Origin of the sequence: Catelliglobosispora koreensis DSM 44566, assembly GCF_000379685.1 — a bacterium.
Classification (GTDB): Bacteria; Actinomycetota; Actinomycetes; order Mycobacteriales; family Micromonosporaceae; genus Catelliglobosispora; species Catelliglobosispora koreensis.
The window spans coordinates 1,460,785-1,478,906 of the sequence record NZ_KB903249.1 but is presented as its reverse complement, the minus strand read 5'-3'; the positions used below and the strand labels follow the sequence as shown (position 1 = coordinate 1,478,906).

Sequence of the window (18,122 nt, the reverse complement as noted above, 5' to 3'; positions counted from 1 at the left end):
GCTCAGCCCCTGGCGGGCTGGCTAAAGCTCATAGGAAGAACGCTGCGCACGAGCCGAAGCATACAGGCACACCGCCGCGGCGGCAGCCAGGTTAAGACTCTCGGCACCCCCATAGATGGGTACCCGGACCGCCTGCGCCTTTTCCAGGACCTCAGCGGGCAGCCCGTGTGCCTCGCTGCCAAACAGCCAAGCGGTCGGCTTGGCGAGATGTGGCTCCAGCTCAAACAGGTCGGTGGCGCCCCGGCCACTGGTCGCCAGGATCTGCATGCCGTGCTTGGCCAACGCTGTCATGACGGTGGCGGCGGACCGCTCGCGGACGATGTCCACATGGAACAGACTGCCCGCACTCGCCCGCACGCACTTGCCGTTATACGGGTCGACAGCCTCACCCGCGAAGATCACCGCACTGGCCCCCGCCGCGTCGGCGGTGCGCAGAATCGTTCCCGCGTTTCCCGGGTCCCTGATGTCGACCGCCACGGCGATGAGCTTGCCGGCTTTGAGCTGCCCTAGCGGAACGCTGGCCTGCTCACACACGGCCACAACCCCCTGTGGGCTGACCGTGTCCGCCAAGGCTTGCAGGGCTTCCTCGGTCACGAGCGTCGCGTTTGGATAGTCGCTTCTGGTGCTGAACAGCTCCTTGACGACGCCAGCGGCAAGCGCCTCGTTGACCGCCTGCGGGCCCTCGGCCAGGAACAGCCCGGTCGCGTCCCGGTCTTTGCGGCGATGCAACTTGATAGCAGCAGAAACCCGGGGCGTCCGTGTCGTGAACGGACCTTCCCCGGGTTTGGTTGCGTTGCGCAAGGTTACGCGGCTGCCTGAGCCGACGCCACGGCCTTCTTGGCGATCTCGACGATGCCGGCGAAAGCCGCCGCGTCGTTCACCGCCATGTCGGCGAGGATCTTGCGGTCGACCTCGACGCCAGCCAGCTTCAAGCCCTGGATCAGGCGGTTGTAGGTCATCCCGTTCGCGCGGGCACCCGCGTTGATACGGGTGATCCACAGCTGACGGAAGTCGCCCTTGCGGTCCTTGCGGTCGCGGTAGGCGTACTGCATCGAGTGCAGCATCTGCTCTTTGGCCTTGCGGTACAGCCGGGACCGCTGACCGCGGTAGCCCTTGGCGCCCTCAAGGATTACCCGGCGCTTCTTCAGGGCGTTTACCGCCCGCTTGACGCGTGCCATCTCGTCGTCTCCTTAATCAGTTGGACAGGGTTGGCGCGCGTCAGCGCCCAAGCATTTTCTTGATCCGCGGAACGTCGGCCTTGGCGACCTCAACGGTGCCCGTCAGCCGGCGCGTGCGGCGGGAGGACTTGCCCTCCAGCAGGTGACGCTTGCCAGCCTGCTCGGCAACGATCTTGCCCGAGCCGGTGACCTTCACCCGCTTGCCCATGCCGGAGTGGCTCTTCATTTTCGGCATTGAAAGTTCTCCCCTGACTAAATTCGAACAGGCCGTTGTGCGTTCAGCCCTGCGCGGAGGCTTCGGCGACGGTCTCGTCTCCCAAGGCCTCGATGGCGCCATCGCCTTCACCCTTGCGGGCGAGAGCCTTGGCGTTGCGGTGTGGTGCAAGCACCATGATCATGTTTCGGCCGTCTTGCTTGGCCTGGGACTCAACGAATCCCATCTCCGCGACCTCTTCTTCCAGCCTGCGCAGGAGCCGGAAACCCAGCTCAGGGCGGTGCTGTTCGCGGCCGCGGAACATGATCGTGACCTTGACCTTGTCTCCTGCCTTGAGGAACCGCATGACGTGACCCTTCTTGGTCTCGTAGTCATGCGAGTCGATCTTTGGCCGGAGTTTCATCTCCTTGATGACCGTCTGCTGCTGGTTTCGCCGGGCTTCCCTTGCCTTTAGCGCGCTCTCGTACTTGAACTTTCCGTAGTCCATGAGCTTGCAGACGGGCGGGCGTGCCATAGGCGCAACCTCGACCAGATCCAGATCGACATCTGCGGCCAGCTGAAGGGCTCGGTCAAGTGGGACAACGCCCACCTGCTCACCCTCAGGACCGATCAGAAGGACCTCTCGTGCCCGGATCTGTTCGTTCACGCGTGGCTCGACGCTGATGTGGCCTCCTCGATAGTGCTTCCTGACATACGACCGTGGTCAAAGCCGGCGACTCGCGTCGCTAACCCTGACAAGCAGAAGGCCCAGGCATATAGCCCAGGCCCGCTCGACCGGTCGTGGCACACGTCAGTGCACCCAGCCAGGCACAATGTCCTGGTGACCGGACCTCATCCGGCTGAACCGGATGGGTGGGAGCAGGCGCTCCGCTTGAATGACAGCACAGAGTGCCGTCAGGTCGACTCGGCAAGACTAACACATGCCCTATTTGCCCACCAAAAAGAGCCGTACCGTGAGGTCATGAGCCCTCAGGACCCTGCCGTGACCGACCCGGATCACTACAAAGTCATCTTCGAAAACGACCGGGTACGCGTGCTTGAGTACCGTGACCAGCCCGGCGACAAGACCCACGCGCATCAGCATCCGGACAGCGTGATGGTGACGCTCAGCGCCTTCAAGCGGCGCATCTCCTCAGGTGGCAAGCAGGCCGACGTCGAACTGGCCGAACATCAGGTCCGCTGGCTCGGGGCGCAGGAGCACACCGGCGAGAACACCGGTGACACTCCCACGCACTCGATCTTCGTTGAGCTGAAAGAACCGGGTCAGTCAACCGGCGAAAGCGTGCTGGGGCCTTCGGCGGGCTGACGTGCCTGAGCGTGCAGGGAGCGCAGCGTCTGCACCGCCTGCACGGCATGTTCCTTGTCCACGGCCTGCACGGCCAGCACCGACACCACGTCGTCGTTTTCCAGCTCCAGGTAGAGCCACGGCTGGCCCCGGTCGAAGCTCACCTTGGTGATCACGTTCCACGGCAGCGCGTACCCACCGATGATGTTGCGGACCTTGATCCCCTCGGCGTCGGCGGCGACGCGCGGCCTGGCGATGAGCATGATTCCCCCGGCGAACAGCGCCCCGAGCAGAACCATCGCGTATTGATCGCCCGGCTTGAAGACGCCTTCGCCGACCGTGGTCAGTGCGGTGCCGATGATCGTGAACAGGACGAAAATGGCCGCGGCCGCCGCTATGCAGACGACGCGAACGCGTTTGGGCCGGTACTGGAAAGTCATCACAACCTGCAAGCGTGGATATCGGTGACCAGGATGGCGCGGGCGCCAATGTCGTAAAGCTCGTCCATGATCCGGTGCACCGAAGAGCGCAAAACCATTGCCTGCACGGCGACCCAGCCTTCACGGTGCAAGGGCGAGATCGTTGGGCCCTCAATGCCCGGCGTCACCGCACACGCGGCGTCCAGCTGATCGGCACGCACGTCATAGGCCAGCATGACGTAACGGCGAGCGACAAGGACGCCCTGCAGGCGGCGAACGAGCTGGCTTACCCCGTTGTGATCGGGTGAATCGCGCGAGATGAGCACCGCCTGCGACTCCAGGATCGGGTCACCCATGGGGGTCAGGCCGGCCTGGCGCAATGTGGCTCCGGTCGCGACAACGTCGGCGATCACGTCAGCGACTCCAAGGCGGATCGCGTTCTCGACGGCACCGTCCAGCTTGACCACCTCGGCCTTCACACCGTTGTCGCTGAGGTGGCGTTCGACCAGGTGCGGGTAGGCGGTCGCGATGCGCTTGCCGTCCAGGCTGACGCTCGGATCGGGCGCGGCGAAACGGAAGGTCGCCCCGCCGAAGCCCAGCTCTAGCAACTGCTGAACCGGCGAGCGCTGGTCGAGCAGCAGATCCTGCCCGGTGATGCCCAGATCGAGGTCGCCCGAGCCAACATAAGTGGCGATGTCACGCGGGCGCAGATAGAAGAACTCGACTTCGTTGTCAGTGTCTAAACAGGTCAGATCACGCTCATCCGTACGCTGGCGGTAGCCCGCCTCGCGGAGCATGTCTGAAGCGGGCCGCGAAAGCGTGCCCTTGTTGGGAATGGCGATGCGAAGCACAGCGGGGCTCCTACAGGTGGCGGTAGACGTCTTCGAGTTCGATACCGGCGGCAAGCATCAGCACCTGCGCCCGGTAGAGCAGCTGAGAAATCTCCTCAGCCGCGCGCTCATGGCCCTCATGCTCGGCGGCCATCCACGACTCGGCCGCCTCTTCGACGACCTTCTTCCCCGCCGCATGGACTCCGTCGCGCACCGCGACCACCGTGCCTGAACTCGGATCGCCCGCGGCGACTTTGGCGCGCAGCTCCTCGAACAGGCCCTCGAATGTCTTCACGCCGCCTAGCTTAAGCCTTGGGGCTTACGCCTTGGCGGGTCCGCGGTGTTGGCGGCCCGCCGGCGGAGGCCCTTGGCTTAGATCCCTTAGCGTGAGCGCCGTCCCGAGCGCGGCGATAACCGCCTCCCAGCCTTTGTCCTCGTTGGAGTCGGGAAGGCCGGCCCGGTCACGGGCCTGCTGCTCGGTGTCGACGGTCAGCACGCCATGTGCCACCGGAGTCGATTCATCAAGCGCCACACGGGTTAAGCCGTCTGTCACCGACTGGCTGACGTACTCGAAATGGGCCGTCTCGCCCCGGATCACGACACCCAAAGCGACGACCGCGTCATGGCTGCGCGCCAATGCCTGAGCGACAACAGGCAGCTCTACGGAGCCAGAAACACGCGCGATCGTGATATCGGTCACGCCACACGCTTCGGCGGCGGCCTGTGCCCGGTCGAGCATCTGCCCGACCAGCAGCCCGTGCCACGTCGTGGCCACGATGCCGAGCCGGAGTCCTTTAGCCGCAACGGGTTCCGCGGTCGGTGCGCCGTGCCCGGCCATCAGCTCAGCCCTTCCAGTTCCAGATCGGCGGGCAGGTCGAGCTCATGACCCATCCGGTCGCGCTTGGTGCGCAGGTAGTGCAAGTTCTCCTTGTGCGCGCGGGTGCCCATCGCGACCCGGCCCACGACCTTCAGCCCGTACCCATTGAGCCCGGCCCGCTTCGCCGGGTTGTTCGTGAGCAGAAGCATGGTGCGGACACCGAGGTCGTAGAGAATCTGCGCGCCCGTACCGTAATCACGGGCATCGGCCGGCAATCCGAGATCGAGATTGGCGTCAACCGTGTCGCGCCCGGCGTCCTGCAGCTGATAGGCCTGAAGTTTGTGCATCAGGCCAATGCCGCGGCCCTCGTGACCCCGGACGTAGAGCACCACACCGCGGCCTTCCTGGGCGACCCGGTTCAGCGCGTCATGCAGCTGCGGACCGCAGTCGCAGCGCAGTGAGCCGAACACATCACCCGTTAGGCACTCGCTGTGCACGCGCACTAGCACATCTTGACCATCGCCGATGTCGCCGTAGACGAGCGCGACATGCTCCACGTTGTCGTGCGTCGCGCGGTAGCCGATCGCGGTGAACTCCCCGAACTCCGTGGGAAGGCGCGTCTCGGCGACCCGTTGCACGAGCTGTTCGGTCCTGCGGCGGTAAGCGATGAGGTCCGCGATAGAGACCAGCACCAATTCGTGCTCCTGCGCGAACCGCTTGAGGTCGGGCAGCCGCATCATGGTGCCGTCATCGTTGACCAGCTCACAGAGCACGCCGGCCGGGCGCAGCCCGGCGAGCATCGCCAAGTCAATGGCGGCTTCCGTGTGACCTGGGCGGCGCAGCACGCCACCGCTCTTGGCGCGCAACGGAACCACGTGCCCCGGGCGGGCCAGCTCGGCGGCGCGAGTCGCCTCATCGGCCAGCAAACGGATCGTGCGCGCGCGGTCAGCCGCGGAAATGCCCGTCGAAATGCCCTCGCGAGCGTCGACGGTCACCGCATAAGCCGTGCCGCGCTTGTCCTGGTTGGTGTAGTACATCGGCGGCAGTTCCAGCCGGTCCGCGTCCTCCTCGGTGATCGCCGCGCAGATGTAGCCCGAGGTGTAGCGCACGGTAAACGCCAGCAGCTCCTGGCTGGCCTTCTCCGCGGCGAAAATCAGATCGCCCTCGTTCTCACGGTCTTCGTCGTCGACAACGACCACGGGACGGCCGGCTTTGATGGCCGCGATCGCGTCCTCAATCGAATTGAGAGTACTCACGCTTTGCTCACCAGCTTCTCCACGTATTTGGCGATCACGTCGACCTCCAGGTTCACCAGGGACCCCACTCCCTTGTGCCCCAGCGTCGTCAATTCCAGGGTGGTCGGGATCAGGCTGACCGTGAAACCCTCCCGGTCAACGGCCACCACGGTCAGCGAAATGCCGTCCACAGTGATCGAACCCTTCTCCACGATGTACCTGTCTAGACCCTCAGGCAACGTGATCCGCACATCTTCCCAGCCGCCACCCGGCTGCTTGGCCGTGATCACGCCGACGCCGTCGACGTGTCCCTGAACGATGTGGCCACCGAGCCTCGTGGATGCGGTGACGGCCCGTTCGAGGTTGACCTTCTCCCCTGTAACGATGGAGCCGAGAGAGCTGCGGTCATACGTCTCTTTCATCACCTCAACGGTGAAAATCGCGTCATGAACCTCTGTCACCGTAAGACATACCCCGTTGACGGCGATGGAGTCGCCATGATTCGCGTCGGTGGTGACGAGCGGCCCGCGGATCTTGAGCAGCTCTCCTTCGCGCTCAACTACCTCGCCGAGCTCCTCAACGATGCCGGTGAACATTGCGCTCCTCTTCAGGTTGCGGGGCTCCGCAGTTTGGCGGTCAGCCTCAAGTCTGGCCCGATCCGGTCAACGTCGAGCACTTCCAGATCGATGGCCCCAGTGATCGTTGTCACTCCAGCCCCAACAAGCGCAGCGGGACCATCACCGAGCAGCTTCGGGGCAAGGTAATAGACCACGCGGTCCACCAGACTGGCCGCCAGGAAGGCGCCCGCGAGCTGCGGACCGCCTTCGAGCAGCACACTGCGGATGCCGCGATGGTGCAGCTCGCCCAGGACCTTCTGCAGGTCGACCTTGCCATCGGGGCCTTTGCCGAAGCTCGCGACCGTAGCGATCAACGTGGGAGCGGCCCCATCGCGTACGCGGGCGTCAGGTGGCGTACGGCCCTCGGAGTCGATCACGACACGCAACGGCTGACGGATCGCCAGGCTGCCAGTGCGCAGGTCACGGGTGGTCAGGCGCGGATCATCGGACAGGATAGTGCCGACGCCGACCATGATGGCGTCAACCGTCCCCCGCAGCCGGTGAACGTCCATTCGCGACGCTTCCGACGTGATCCACATGCTGGTGCCGTCTGACGCGGCGGCGCGTCCGTCCAATGTGGACGCCGACTTCCAGATGACGAACGGGCGGCCCCGGCGCACCGAGGTGAGCCAGGCGATGTTGCCGTCTTCGGCTTCGGCCTCGCGTACCCCTGTGATGACCTCAATGCCGGCGTCACGCAACCGGTCTGCACCACCGGTCGCCACCGGATTCGGGTCGGACACCGCGATCACGACGCGGGTCACCCCGGCGCGGATCAGCGCTTCGCTACAGGGGCCGGTGCGGCCAGTGTGATTACACGGCTCCAAGGTGACGACCGCGGTGCCGCCTTTGGCCCGCTCGCCAGCCTGAGCCAAGGCGACGATTTCCGCGTGTGGCCCACCCGCATAAGCGTGAAAGCCTTCGCCCGCAACAACTCCGGCCGAGTCCAGCAGCACACAGCCGACGACCGGGTTCGGGCTCGTCGTTCCCAATCCACGCGCGGCAAGCTCAATGGCACGTGCCATCGCGGCACTCTCAGCCCTGCTTGTTTCCGCGTGATTCACGAACGGTTCCTGACCCATGGGTGGCAGTCTGTCACGGGCCTAGTTCCTGCGGCGACGCAGTCTCCTGCCCTGCGGTGCGCTGGGCGGGAAGTCCCAGGTGCTTGCTGCGCTGGTCGACGGAGACCCAGTTGCCCGGATGCTTCTTAGCCACCGCTTTCATCTCCGACGCGACCTCGGACACCTCGCTGGGGTGCTGGTAGCCGCGCGAACTCGACAGCGCGACACCGATCGACAGCGTGACGATGTTCACCTGGTGCAGGCGTCCCTGCCGGTCATAGAGCTCCAGGTAGCCGCGCCCGGCGTCGATCGGGTCATAGAGTTCGTCCGCCGCGATCTCGAAGTCGCCGACCGCCTTCTCCGTGACCGGGCGAAGCTGGTCGGGACTGCACACCACGACGAAGTCATCGCCGCCGATGTGGCCGAGGAAGGCGGGCGGCAGCCCGGCGGCGATAGTGGCCCGGCGCAGCGAACGGGCCAGGGCACCAATGAACTGATCGCCACGGGCGAACCCGTACGCGTCGTTGACGCTCTTGAAGCGGTCTATGTCGACGTAACACACCGCGAACTCGCTGCGGGCGCGCAGCCGGTCGGCGATCTCACGCTGAATTCTCGTGTTGCCGGGCAGGCCCGTCAGCGGCGAGACCTCTCGGGCTTCCTGGTTGCGCCGCAACGTCGCGCGCACCCGTGCCAGCAGCTCAGAGGTATCGAAAGGTTTGACGATGTAATCGTCTGCCCCGGCCGCCAGCCCGGCCACCTTGTCTGACACCAATGCTTTCGCGGTCAGCATGATGATCGGCAGCGCTGTCACCATCGGATCGGCGCGCAGCCGGCGCGTCAGCTCCAGGCCATCCATCCCGGGCATCATCAAGTCGACCAGGGCTAGATGCGGGCGCTGGACCTCCAGCATCGCCAGCGCCTCACCACCACTTTTGGCCAGCAGCACCTGATAGCCATGCAGGCGCAGGTTCACCTCCACCACACGCAGGATGTCGGGATCGTCGTCGACGACCAGGATCACTTCCGGCTCTTGCGGCATCGGGCTGGTCAAACTGATGACCCTCCAGTGGAGACGGCGGATTCAGCCAGGGCCCGCAGTTTACGGCAGGCGGCCACCGGGTCGGCAGCGGAATAAACGGCAGTCCCAGCGACGAAAGCGTCGGCCCCCGCCTCAGCCGCTGCGGCGATGGTGTCGGCCGAAATGCCACCGTCCACTTCGATCCGCAGGTCAAGGTGGCCCGTCTTGGCGTGCGCCCGTGCGGCGCGCACCTTGTCGAGCAGCTCTGGCATGAACTGCTGCCCGCCAAAGCCGGCCTTGATCGTCATGATCAGGAGGGTATCGAAGTGAGGCAACAGATCGAGATAGGGCTCAACGAGGGTGTCACGGTCAATCGCAAGCCCCGCAAGGGATCCAGCCCGCCGCAAATCCTTGGCCAATGCGATGGGATCTTCGCTGGCCTCGGCGTGGAAGGTCACGTTGTAGGCACCGGCCTCGGCGTAACCCGGGGCCCACCGTTGCGGATTCTCAATCATCAGATGGCAGTCGAAAGGCAGGCTGGTCGCCTGGCGCAGGCTCGTCACCACCGGCAAGCCGATCGTCAGGTTGGGCACGAAGTGGTTGTCCATCACATCGACGTGCAGCCAGTCGGCTCCCGCCTCGACCGCCCGTGCTTCTTCTCCCAGCTTGGAGAAGTCGGCGGCGAGGATGCTCGGGGCGATAATCACGAAACTCTCCTCAGCAGCGCAAGAAACATCGCATCGGTGCCGTGCTTGTGCGGCCACAACTGCACCGTTGGGCCTTCGCCCAGATTGGGCATGCCCGCAGGCAGGGCCTGCCGGGCGTCGATGAGCTCGACCTTGCCGGCGCCTCGCTTGACGATGTCGTCGACGACCAGGCGCGTTTCGACCTGGTGCGGCGAACAGGTCACGTAGGCGACAACGCCACCGGGGCGGACCGCCCGCAGGGCCGCGGTCAGCAGCTCCCGCTGAAGTTTCGTCAGCGGGGGCAGGTCGGAAGGCTGTTTGCGCCAACGCGATTCGGGCCGCCGCCTTAGCGATCCAAGCCCCGTGCACGGAGCGTCGACTAGTACACGGTCGAAGCCTTCGGCCGGAAGGTCCCGGCTCTCCCCCGCTTCGCGGCCGTCGGCGCAGATAACGCTGGCAGGCAAGCCTTTCACCGCGTTGGCGACCATGTTGGCGCGCTGTTCGGTGATCTCGACGGCCGTCAGATACGCATCGCGTTCTTTGGCTATCGCGGCCAGTAGCCCCGCTTTTCCGCCCGGCCCCGCGCACAGGTCAAGCCACTGCCGGTCTTCGCCTTCCAGCGGGGCGTTCGCGAGCGCGAGCGCGACCAGCTGGGAGCCTTCGTCTTGAACGTGTGCCTGACCGCGCTTGATCTCAGGCAGATCGCCTGGCGAACCTGAGCCCAGGTAGACCGCGTAGGGCGAGAACGCGCCGGGCGATCCGTGCACGGCATCGGCCAAGTCATGTGGATCGATCAGCCCAGGGCGGGCGCACAGGTGCACCTCTGGACGGTCGTTGTCAGCCGACAGCAGCCGTGCCGTCTCAGCCGCGTCGCTGCCGAGCGCGTCGCGAAACGCCCGCACTATCCACTCTGGATGGCTGTAGGTCACCGCGAGATGGCCGACCGGATCGTCCTTTTCGGACGGTGCGACGAGCTCGATCCACGTGTCGAGGTCCTTCTCACCGATGCGGCGCATGACAGCGTTGGCGAAGCCAGCCGCGCCCGGAGCGACCGAGTGCACCAGATCCACCGTTGACGCGACAGCCGCGTGCGCGGGAACGCGGGTGTGCAGAAGCTGATAAGCGCCCATGCGCAAAGCGTCGCGGGCCGGCGGGTCAATCCGCGCGACTTCACGGTCAGCGGCCTTGGCGATGATGGCATCGAGCGTGCCTCGCTGGCGCAGCGTCCCGTAGGTCAGTTCGGTGGCGAAGGCGGCGTCACGCCCGCTCAGCCCGGCCTCGTTGATCAGGCTGGGCAGGATGAGGTTGGCGTAGGCGTCATCGCGGTGCACGGCCAGCAACGCTTGATAGGCCGTCATCCGGGCGTGATCGCTTATCGGCCGCCCGGCCTTGGGCGCCCGCCCGCTGCGGCCTACTGGTGCTCCGCCGGGCCTGGTTCCCCGTTTCACGAAAACGTCTCCTCACTGGTGACCCGGGTTCCCCGGGCCCAATCCGCGGCCGCCATTGGCTTTTTGCCTGCGGCTCGCACCTCACCGAGCGCGACCGGATCGGTCGCCGTGCCTACGAGCACCCGCTTCTTTTCCACGAGCAGGTCACCCGGCCTAAGCTTCGGCCCGTCGGGGACTATCGTCACCGGGCCGAGTTTTACCCGCTCTAGACGGAACTCACTCCACGCGCCCGGAGCCGGGGTGGTCGCGCGAATCCGGCGGTCGACAGCGAAGGCTGGCTCATCCCAGCGCACGTGCGCGTCATCGACCGTTATCTTTGGGGCGAGGCTGACTCCCTCGGCTGGCTGAGCCAGCGCCCGTGCCTGCCCCGAGCCGATCGCGTCCAAAACCGACACCAGCAAGCCAGCGCCGTGCTGTGCCAAGCGTTCCAGCAGATCGCCCGAGGTGTCGCTGGGCTTGATGGTCTCGGTGAAGGTGCCGAAAACGGGACCGGTGTCGAGGCCCTCTTCCAGCTGGAACACCGACGCACCGGTGACCTCGTCGCCATGCCAGATCGCGTGCTGCACGGGTGCGGCTCCACGCCAGGCCGGCAGGAGCGAGAAGTGCAGGTTGACCCAGCCGTGCTTGGGAATGTCCAAAGCGGACCGTGGCACTAGGGCACCATAGGCGACTACGGGAGCGCAGTCGGGGGCCAGCTCACGCAACCGTTCCTGGAACACAGGGTCACGCGGGCGATCCGGCGTCAGCACCTCGATGCCGCGCTCATCGGCCCAGGCGCCCACCTCGGAGCGCACCAGCTGACGGCCACGCCCCGCCGGAGCGTCAGGGCGGGTCACCACCGCGAGAAGTTCGTGTTCTGACGCGGCGATGGCCTCTAGCGCGGGAAGCGCGACGGCCGGGGTTCCGGCGAAGACGAGGCGCATGTCACCTGCCAATGCCGAAGGGGCTGGCCGCGTGCGGCGAGACCTTCACCACGGTGCGCTCCGGGTCATACCACTCCGCTTTGCGGATCTCGCGGATCGCCTGCTTGCGCAGGTTCTTTTCCAGGCGGTCAATGAAGATCACGCCATCGAGGTGATCCGTCTCATGCTGAATGCAGCGCGACATAAGCCCCGTGCCCACGATCTGGATGGGATCGCCAGACTCGTTGAAGCCCTTGGCGATCACGTTCATGCGGCGCTTGGTGTCGTAGTAGACGCCAGGCAGAGACAGACAGCCCTCGTCGCCATCCTGCTCTTCCTCATCGGGGAAGTGCAGCTCCGGATTGATCAGGTGACCGACCACATCGTCCACATCGAACGAGAAAACGCGCAGACCCACACCGATCTGCGGCGCCGCCAGACCGACCCCACCAGCCTTCTGCATGGTGTCGGTCAGGTCCTTCACCAGACCTCGCAGCTCCTTGTCAAAGGTGGTGACTAGATCTGCGGGGCTCCGCAAAACTGGATCCCCGTAGTAGCGAATGGGCTGGACGGTCACAGGTGCTTCTCCTCAGCGGTGGCAATCTCCTCCACGAGTCTACGGACCCCCACGGCGGTGATCTCACAGCTCCTGTGGATCGAGCTGAATCCGCACCGGATCGGCCGCCTTGCGGGCACTGCGCACCCCGGCCGCCGCGTGCAGAGCTTCCGCTAGCGCGGGCCCGGCCGACCGGCGCACCCGCACGAGCATGCGCTCTTGGTCCTCGCCGACGGGTAACGGGCCAAGCACCTCGGCCCCTGGCGGCAGAGCTGTGGCGTCGAGCAGCTCGCTGACCGCCGCCTGCACCCCGGTCAGGGACGCGAGCTGTGCCGCGGGCGGGAATCTGAGCGCCCGCCGCTCGGCTAGCTCCCGGTCGGCCAGCCAGCCCGGATCCCACCGGATCAGCGCCTGCACCTGCGCCAGGGAGCCATCGGCGACCACGACGACCTTTCCGCCTGCCGACGCTGGTTTGGCCAGCGCCGCCGCCTGAAACCACCGCCGGGCCGCCTCTTCGCCAGCTCGCAGGTCAGAGCGGGTGAGCAGAGCCCACGAGTCGAGCAACAGCACGGCGCCATAGCCACGTTCGGCCACGGGTTCGGCTCCGGGCGTGGACAAAACGAGGGCGGGCTCATCGCGTACCCCCGAAAGGATGTTTTCCCCACCTGAGGTCATGACGGGAACGTCGGGGAAGGCGCGGCCCATTTCTTCGGCGGTACGCCGAACGCCCGTGATAGCCGCACGCAACCGCCTGCCCCCACACGCCGGGCAGATGAACCCCGCCGCGGGCCGGGCGCACCAACGGCAACTCGGCGGAGCGCCCGAAGATCCCAGCGTCAGCGGCCCAGCGCAATGCGGGCAGCGGGCGCGTTCTCGGCAGTCCTGGCACGACACCGCGGGCACATAGCCCCGACGCGGAACCTGAACCAGCACAGGCGCTTTGGCTTGCAGCGCGCTGCGGGCAGCGTTCCACGCGACGCTGGGCAGCCGGGCCGAAGCCGCGGCCGGGTCGCGCGCGAGGGCGTTGTCATCAGCGGGCTGAACCTCGGGCGCGGCAACGCGGATCGTCTCGCGGGAAGCGGCCACCTCCCGCGCCCAGCCGGTCGAAAGCAGTTGCTGCGCCTCAGCCGTGCGCGCGAAACCACCCACGAGCACGGCCGCGTTTGCCTGCACTGAACGGGAAAGCAGCACCTGACGGGCATGCGGGTAGGGCGCTCGCGGCTCGGCGTGCACGTCATCGCCGTCATCCCAAATCGCGACCAGCCCGAGCCGCTCCACCGGGGCGAATGCCGTGGCGCGGGTGCCGATGACGGCCCGCACGTCGCCCCGGCTCGCCTTGAGGAAGCGCCGATAGCGTTCAGCCGGGCCAAGAGCGGCGCTCAGGGCGACATGGTGACCCGCGCCGATCAATGTGGTGAGAGCGGCGTCCAGTCTGGACAGATCGCGGGCGTCGGCGACGACCGCCACCGCCCCGCGTCCACTGTGGAGCGTCGCCGCGATCGCTTCAGCCACCCGCGACGGCCAGTCCTCACCGGGCAGCGCGCTCCACACCGCCCGTGGGCTTTCGCCTTCGGCGAGCTTAGCCAGAAAGGCGGCGCCCGCTGGATAGCGCGACCAGCCCGCGTTGTCAGGCAGGTCAAGCTGTTCGGGCTTGAGCGTGGCGGGAGTCTCCTTTTCCACCGCGGCCTGGCGCGGCGGGATGGCCAGCCGCAGCACGTCGGCAAGGCTGCCCGCGTAGCGATGGGCGATCTCGCGCGCCAGCGCCACGACCTCTGGCCGCAGCACGGGCTCGGCCGAGACGACCTTTTCCAGCCACGCGAGTTTGGGATGCTCCGAAGACGCCGCCCGGTCAATCAGCCAGCCGTCGGCGAGCTTGCCACTGAACCGCACTTTCACGCGCGTGCCCGGCTGGGCCGCACCGTCGAGTTCGGACGGAACCTGATAGTCGAACAGACGGTCCAGATGCGGCAACGCGACGTCGACACAAACGCGGGCGACCGGCAGCCCTTCCGCAGGCTGCCGGTCGCCCGGCTTAGCTTTTGTCACCCGTCAATCATGACGTGTGGCACCGACATCAGGCCGCAGCGGCTTTGAGGTCGGCGACGCGGTCTGTGCGCTCCCAGGTCAGATCGGGCAGCTCACGGCCGAAGTGGCCGTAGGCGGCGGTCTGCTGGTAGATCGGGCGCAGCAGGTCGAGGTCGCGGATGATGGCCGCTGGGCGCAGGTCGAAGACCTGGCCGATGGCCTTCTCGATGCGGTCCACGGGCACAACCTCCGTGCCGAAGGTCTCGACGAACAGTGACACCGGGCTCGCCTTGCCGATGGCGTAAGCCACCTGCACCTCGCAGCGCTCGGCCAGTCCAGCGGCGACGACGTTCTTGGCGACCCAGCGCATGGCGTAGGCGGCCGAACGGTCCACCTTGGACGGGTCCTTGCCGGAGAAGGCACCGCCACCGTGACGGGCGTAGCCGCCGTACGTGTCGACGATGATCTTGCGGCCGGTGAGGCCGGCGTCACCCATCGGGCCGCCGATCTCGAAGCGTCCCGTCGGGTTCACGAGCAGGCGGTAACCGTCGGTTTCGAGGCCAAGGCTCTCGAGCTCCGGCGCGATGACGTGCTCACGGATGTCTGGGGTCAGCAGCGACTCCAGCGAAATGTCCGGGGCGTGCTGCGAGGACACGACGACGGTGTGCAGGCGAACCGGCTTGAGGCCGTCGTATTCGATGGTGACCTGGGTCTTGCCATCTGGGCGCAGGTAAGGGATCACGCCATCTTTGCGGGCCGCGGTGAGCCGGCGCGCGAGGCGGTGCGCCAGGGCGATCGGCAGCGGCATGAGTTCCGGCGTTTCCTGGCAAGCGAAGCCGAACATCATGCCCTGGTCGCCGGCGCCCTGCGAGTCAATCAGGTCTCCGGACCCCTCCGAGCGCAGCTCAAGGGCGGTGTTGACGCCCTGGGCAATATCGGGTGACTGCGAGCCGATGGACACGCTCACGCCACACGAAGCGCCATCAAAACCCTTCTTGGAAGAGTCGTACCCGATGCCCAGGATGGTCTCGCGAACGATGGTGGCGATGTCTGCGTATGCCTGCGTCGTCACCTCACCCGCCACGTGTACCTGGCCGGTCGTGATGAGGGTCTCCACCGCGACACGGCTGCGCGGGTCCTGCGCAAGCAGGGCGTCCAAGACGCCGTCGCTGATCTGGTCAGCGATCTTGTCGGGGTGACCCTCGGTCACCGACTCCGAGGTGAACAGGCGACGTGCCACACGAGTCTCCTAAGCTGGAAATAGTTATGAAAATGAGTTTAGCTAGGGCTGCCAGAGATCAACGCGACCACCCTGTCCCAGACAGCGTCGGCGACCTCATCTTTGCGCAAGCGAGGCAAGGCAACGATGGTCCCGTCTGCCCCTATGACGGTGGCCTCATTGCCATCAGAGCCGAACACTCGCCCGGTTCCCACGTCATTGACAACGATTAAGTCGGCTTTCTTACGCAGGAGCTTTTCTTGCGCGTTGGCCAACGCATCCTGCGTTTCCGCCGCAAAGGCGACCAGAATCTGGCCTGGCTCTTTGTTTTTCCCAAGCTCAGCGGCGATGTCGGGATTAACCGTGAGTTCAATCACGGGTGCCGTGCCATCGTCCCGCTTCTTGATCTTGTGGTCAGCGTAGCTCACCGGGCGAAAGTCAGCGGGCGCGGCGGCCATCACGATGACATCACTGCCTTTGGCGGCACTAAGAACCGCTTCGCGAAGCTCGGCCGTTGTCTCCACTTTGGTCAATTCCGCGCCGGCCGGGGTGGGAAGGTCCACATTGGCCGATATCAACGTGACCTTGGCGCCGCGCGCGACAGCGGTGCGGGCGAAGGCGTAACCCTGCTTGCCCGACGACCGGTTGCCCAGAAACCTAACGGGGTCAAGGGGTTCACGGGTGCCGCCAGCCGTGATGACGACCCGTTTGCCGGCCAGATCCTGTGTGAACGCCGTCCCGCGCGACAGCACGTGCTGCGCGACTTCGAAGATCTGAGCGGGCTCGGGAAGGCGGCCTTTGCCAGAGTCTTTTCCTGTCAGGCGGCCACTCGCGGGCTCGGTGACGACGTTGCCCCGCTCGCGTAGCAACGCCACATTGCTGACTGTCGCCGGGTGCTCCCACATCTGGGTGTGCATCTCCGGCACGAAGATGACCGGGCACGTGGCGGTCAGAAGCGTATTGGTGAGCAGATCGTCGGCTTGGCCGTGCGCGGCCCGGGCGAGCAAGTCGGCTGTCGCGGGAGCGATCAGCACCAGATCCGCGGCTTTACCCAGCCGGACATGTTCAACGGCGGGGACGTTTTCCCAAACAGAGGTGGAGACGGGCTGTCCCGACAGGGCTTCCCAGGTGGCGGCGCCGACGAACTTCAGCGCCGCCTCGGTCGGGATGACGCGCACTTGATGGCCGGCCTCGGTCAGCAAACGCAACAGGTAAACCACCTTGTAGGCGGCTATCCCCCCGCTGACGCCGAGGACTATCGAGGCCACCGCCGCCCTAGCCCTCGGTGGGCTCGGAGGTCAGCAGACCCGCGTTGATCTCGCGCATGGCGATCGAAAGCGCTTTCTCCTGCGGTGTGGTCTCGACCAGCGGTCCCACGTATTCGAGCAGGCCTTCACCGAGCTGCGAGTAGTAAGCGTTGACCTGGCGTGCGCGCTTGGCCGCGAAGATCACCAGCGCGTACTTCGACGAGGTCTTCTCGAGCAGCTCGTCGATGGGCGGATTGGTGATGCCTTCGGGGTTGGCGACAGTTCCAGCCACTGGATCAAATCCTTAATTCCGTGAAGCCAAGATGGGCGAACCGAGCAATCCTACCAACTCGTCAGCAGCGCGCTCGAGGTAGTCGTTGATGATCGTGACGTCGAATTCCTTCTCGGCCGCCAGTTCCTCATCGGCGTGCTCGAGACGGCGGCGGATCGTGTCCGGATCCTCGGTCCCCCGGCCGGTGAGGCGGCGGCGCAACTCTTCGCGCGACGGCGGGGCGAGGAAGACGAGCTGAGCTTCAGGCATCGCCTTACGCACCTGGCGCGCGCCCTGAAGGTCGATCTTCAGCAAGGTGGGGATTCCTTCGCGCAGGCGGACTTCCACCGGCCCACGCGGCGTTCCGTAGAGGTTCCCAGCGAATTCAGCCCACTCCAGGAGGGAATCTTCCTGGATGTAGCGCTCAAACTCGGTGCGGGTGGCGAAGTGGTAGTGCTTGCCATCGACTTCGTAGTCGCGTTTGCGCCGCGTCGTCACTGACACGGACAGCCAAATCCACGGGGCTTGTTTGCGGACAACTTCGATCACCGCGTCCTTTCCCACTCCGGATGGGCCGGAGAGGACGGTCAGCCGGTTCGGCGAGAAGTGATCCATGCTCAATTTCTACCCGATCCTTGCAGCGAGCTCGCGAGGGGTCATGCATTTGTAACGAGAAATCGCCGCAAACGCTCTGCGTTCACGGCGATTCTCGGTTTCTAAGGTTTTTCTGGCCTAGCCAGAGAACTCGGCCAGCAGAGCCTTGCGCTGCTGGTCGCCCAGGCCGCGCAAACGGCGGGAGTCAGCGATCTTCAGCTTCTCCATGATCTGCGTGGCGCGGATCTTGCCGATGCCCGGAAGGGCCTGCAACACGGCCGAGACCTTGAGCTTGCCGACGACGTCATCCGACTCGGCACGGTCCAGAACCTTGGCCAGGGTGGTCTTCCCCTGCTTGAGCTGCTCCTTGAGCTCAGCGCGAGCCTTGCGGACCTCCGCGGCCTTCTCAAGCGCGGCGGCGCGCTGCTCAGGGGTCAGTGTCGGGAGCGGCACCAGTTCTCCTCGTCCTTCGGTTTCACCAGCGGGTATTCGCTGGCAAG

The 18,122-nt window shown here is 65.8% G+C and carries 23 protein-coding genes; 1 reads left to right on the top strand and 22 read right to left on the bottom strand.

Translation table 11 applies throughout. From position 1 onward, the window contains the following. Positions 1–21: 21 nt before the first annotated feature. Genes A3E1_RS0106925 through infC form a run of 4 tightly spaced genes read right to left on the bottom strand, consistent with a single transcriptional unit; the run spans position 22 to position 2,038 of the window. A complete protein-coding gene (locus A3E1_RS0106925; RefSeq protein WP_020520028.1) occupies positions 22–801 on the bottom strand; it encodes a TrmH family RNA methyltransferase in 780 nt (259 codons plus the stop codon). 2 nt (positions 802–803) lie between these two features. Then, positions 804–1,178: a 50S ribosomal protein L20 gene (rplT, locus tag A3E1_RS0106920; protein WP_020520027.1), complete on the bottom strand. Its 375-nt coding sequence runs from the start codon at positions 1,176–1,178 to the stop codon at positions 804–806. A 40-nt stretch (positions 1,179–1,218) separates the two neighbouring features. Further along, positions 1,219–1,413, bottom strand: coding sequence for a 50S ribosomal protein L35 (gene rpmI / locus A3E1_RS0106915; protein WP_026208170.1), 195 nt, complete (start codon positions 1,411–1,413; stop codon positions 1,219–1,221). A 43-nt stretch (positions 1,414–1,456) separates the two neighbouring features. After that, positions 1,457–2,038 carry a translation initiation factor IF-3 gene (infC, locus tag A3E1_RS39300; RefSeq protein ID WP_020520025.1) on the bottom strand — a complete coding sequence of 194 codons (582 nt, stop codon included), beginning with the start codon at positions 2,036–2,038 and terminating at the stop codon, positions 1,457–1,459. Between the two features lie 315 nt (positions 2,039–2,353). Between infC and A3E1_RS0106905 the strand changes: the two genes are divergently transcribed. Next, the gene (locus tag A3E1_RS0106905; protein ID WP_026208169.1) at positions 2,354–2,698 is read left to right on the top strand and encodes a cupin domain-containing protein; all 345 of its coding nucleotides are present in this window, start codon (positions 2,354–2,356) and stop codon (positions 2,696–2,698) included. On the opposite strand, the gene A3E1_RS0106900 is transcribed toward A3E1_RS0106905, so the two are convergent. The 18 genes from A3E1_RS0106900 to mihF form a co-directional block, all read right to left on the bottom strand. Further along, a complete protein-coding gene (locus tag A3E1_RS0106900; RefSeq protein ID WP_020520023.1) occupies positions 2,656–3,117 on the bottom strand; it encodes a PH domain-containing protein in 462 nt (153 codons plus the stop codon). The two genes, A3E1_RS0106905 and A3E1_RS0106900, sit on opposite strands and share 43 nt — an antisense overlap. Further along, on the bottom strand, positions 3,117–3,947 hold the full coding sequence (gene hisG / locus A3E1_RS0106895) for an ATP phosphoribosyltransferase (RefSeq protein WP_020520022.1): 831 nt from the start codon (positions 3,945–3,947) through the stop codon (positions 3,117–3,119). Before hisG ends, A3E1_RS0106900 begins: the two co-directional genes overlap by 1 nt. Before the next feature lie 10 nt (positions 3,948–3,957). Then, complete coding sequence (locus A3E1_RS0106890) at positions 3,958–4,221, bottom strand: phosphoribosyl-ATP diphosphatase (protein WP_020520021.1); 264 nt, start codon at positions 4,219–4,221, stop codon at positions 3,958–3,960. Between the two features lie 24 nt (positions 4,222–4,245). Continuing rightward, a complete protein-coding gene (gene ribH / locus A3E1_RS0106885) occupies positions 4,246–4,764 on the bottom strand; it encodes a 6,7-dimethyl-8-ribityllumazine synthase (RefSeq protein WP_020520020.1) in 519 nt (172 codons plus the stop codon). Next, the gene (locus A3E1_RS39295) at positions 4,764–5,999 is read right to left on the bottom strand and encodes a bifunctional 3,4-dihydroxy-2-butanone-4-phosphate synthase/GTP cyclohydrolase II (RefSeq protein ID WP_020520019.1); all 1,236 of its coding nucleotides are present in this window, start codon (positions 5,997–5,999) and stop codon (positions 4,764–4,766) included. Before A3E1_RS39295 ends, ribH begins: the two co-directional genes overlap by 1 nt. Continuing rightward, positions 5,996–6,574, bottom strand: a complete 579-nt coding sequence (locus tag A3E1_RS0106875; protein ID WP_020520018.1) for a riboflavin synthase — start codon at positions 6,572–6,574, stop codon at positions 5,996–5,998. Before A3E1_RS0106875 ends, A3E1_RS39295 begins: the two co-directional genes overlap by 4 nt. Before the next feature lie 11 nt (positions 6,575–6,585). Further along, positions 6,586–7,677, bottom strand: coding sequence for a bifunctional diaminohydroxyphosphoribosylaminopyrimidine deaminase/5-amino-6-(5-phosphoribosylamino)uracil reductase RibD (gene ribD / locus A3E1_RS0106870; RefSeq protein WP_020520017.1), 1,092 nt, complete (start codon positions 7,675–7,677; stop codon positions 6,586–6,588). Between the two features lie 13 nt (positions 7,678–7,690). Then, positions 7,691–8,695: a GGDEF domain-containing response regulator gene (locus A3E1_RS0106865; protein WP_020520016.1), complete on the bottom strand. Its 1,005-nt coding sequence runs from the start codon at positions 8,693–8,695 to the stop codon at positions 7,691–7,693. An 8-nt stretch (positions 8,696–8,703) separates the two neighbouring features. Continuing rightward, on the bottom strand, positions 8,704–9,381 hold the full coding sequence (gene rpe, locus A3E1_RS0106860; RefSeq protein WP_020520015.1) for a ribulose-phosphate 3-epimerase: 678 nt from the start codon (positions 9,379–9,381) through the stop codon (positions 8,704–8,706). Continuing rightward, on the bottom strand, positions 9,378–10,808 hold the full coding sequence (locus tag A3E1_RS0106855) for an RsmB/NOP family class I SAM-dependent RNA methyltransferase (protein WP_245571093.1): 1,431 nt from the start codon (positions 10,806–10,808) through the stop codon (positions 9,378–9,380). The genes rpe and A3E1_RS0106855 overlap by 4 nt, the downstream gene beginning before the upstream one ends. Beyond that, positions 10,805–11,731: a methionyl-tRNA formyltransferase gene (gene fmt, locus A3E1_RS0106850; protein WP_020520013.1), complete on the bottom strand. Its 927-nt coding sequence runs from the start codon at positions 11,729–11,731 to the stop codon at positions 10,805–10,807. Before fmt ends, A3E1_RS0106855 begins: the two co-directional genes overlap by 4 nt. 1 nt (position 11,732) lies before the next feature. Next, the gene (gene def / locus A3E1_RS0106845) at positions 11,733–12,287 is read right to left on the bottom strand and encodes a peptide deformylase (protein WP_020520012.1); all 555 of its coding nucleotides are present in this window, start codon (positions 12,285–12,287) and stop codon (positions 11,733–11,735) included. A 63-nt stretch (positions 12,288–12,350) separates the two neighbouring features. Then, complete coding sequence (locus A3E1_RS0106840; protein WP_169454381.1) at positions 12,351–14,270, bottom strand: primosomal protein N'; 1,920 nt, start codon at positions 14,268–14,270, stop codon at positions 12,351–12,353. 70 nt (positions 14,271–14,340) lie between these two features. Beyond that, complete coding sequence (gene metK / locus A3E1_RS0106835) at positions 14,341–15,531, bottom strand: methionine adenosyltransferase (protein ID WP_020520010.1); 1,191 nt, start codon at positions 15,529–15,531, stop codon at positions 14,341–14,343. A gap of 38 nt (positions 15,532–15,569) precedes the next feature. After that, on the bottom strand, positions 15,570–16,778 hold the full coding sequence (coaBC, locus tag A3E1_RS0106830; protein WP_020520009.1) for a bifunctional phosphopantothenoylcysteine decarboxylase/phosphopantothenate--cysteine ligase CoaBC: 1,209 nt from the start codon (positions 16,776–16,778) through the stop codon (positions 15,570–15,572). Positions 16,779–16,785: 7 nt separating this feature from the next. Further along, positions 16,786–17,049, bottom strand: coding sequence for a DNA-directed RNA polymerase subunit omega (rpoZ, locus tag A3E1_RS0106825; protein ID WP_020520008.1), 264 nt, complete (start codon positions 17,047–17,049; stop codon positions 16,786–16,788). Between the two features lie 12 nt (positions 17,050–17,061). Further along, the gene (gmk, locus tag A3E1_RS0106820) at positions 17,062–17,643 is read right to left on the bottom strand and encodes a guanylate kinase (protein ID WP_020520007.1); all 582 of its coding nucleotides are present in this window, start codon (positions 17,641–17,643) and stop codon (positions 17,062–17,064) included. 117 nt (positions 17,644–17,760) lie between these two features. Continuing rightward, on the bottom strand, positions 17,761–18,075 hold the full coding sequence (gene mihF / locus A3E1_RS0106815; RefSeq protein WP_020520006.1) for an integration host factor, actinobacterial type: 315 nt from the start codon (positions 18,073–18,075) through the stop codon (positions 17,761–17,763). Between the last annotated feature and the right edge of the window lie 47 nt (positions 18,076–18,122).

Bases quoted from the DNA above. Each gene is read 5' to 3' on its own strand.
- rplT (WP_020520027.1), bottom strand. From the start codon at position 1,178: ATGGCACGCGTCAAGCGGGCGGTAAACGCCCTGAAGAAGCGCCGGGTA.
- rpmI (WP_026208170.1), bottom strand. From the start codon at position 1,413: ATGCCGAAAATGAAGAGCCACTCCGGCATGGGCAAGCGGGTGAAGGTC.
- A3E1_RS0106905 (WP_026208169.1), top strand. From the start codon at position 2,354: ATGAGCCCTCAGGACCCTGCCGTGACCGACCCGGATCACTACAAAGTC.
- A3E1_RS0106900 (WP_020520023.1), bottom strand. From the start codon at position 3,117: ATGACTTTCCAGTACCGGCCCAAACGCGTTCGCGTCGTCTGCATAGCG.
- ribH (WP_020520020.1), bottom strand. From the start codon at position 4,764: ATGGCCGGGCACGGCGCACCGACCGCGGAACCCGTTGCGGCTAAAGGA.
- A3E1_RS0106875 (WP_020520018.1), bottom strand. From the start codon at position 6,574: ATGTTCACCGGCATCGTTGAGGAGCTCGGCGAGGTAGTTGAGCGCGAA.
- ribD (WP_020520017.1), bottom strand. From the start codon at position 7,677: ATGGGTCAGGAACCGTTCGTGAATCACGCGGAAACAAGCAGGGCTGAG.
- A3E1_RS0106865 (WP_020520016.1), bottom strand. From the start codon at position 8,695: ATGCCGCAAGAGCCGGAAGTGATCCTGGTCGTCGACGACGATCCCGAC.
- fmt (WP_020520013.1), bottom strand. From the start codon at position 11,731: ATGCGCCTCGTCTTCGCCGGAACCCCGGCCGTCGCGCTTCCCGCGCTA.
- gmk (WP_020520007.1), bottom strand. From the start codon at position 17,643: ATGGATCACTTCTCGCCGAACCGGCTGACCGTCCTCTCCGGCCCATCC.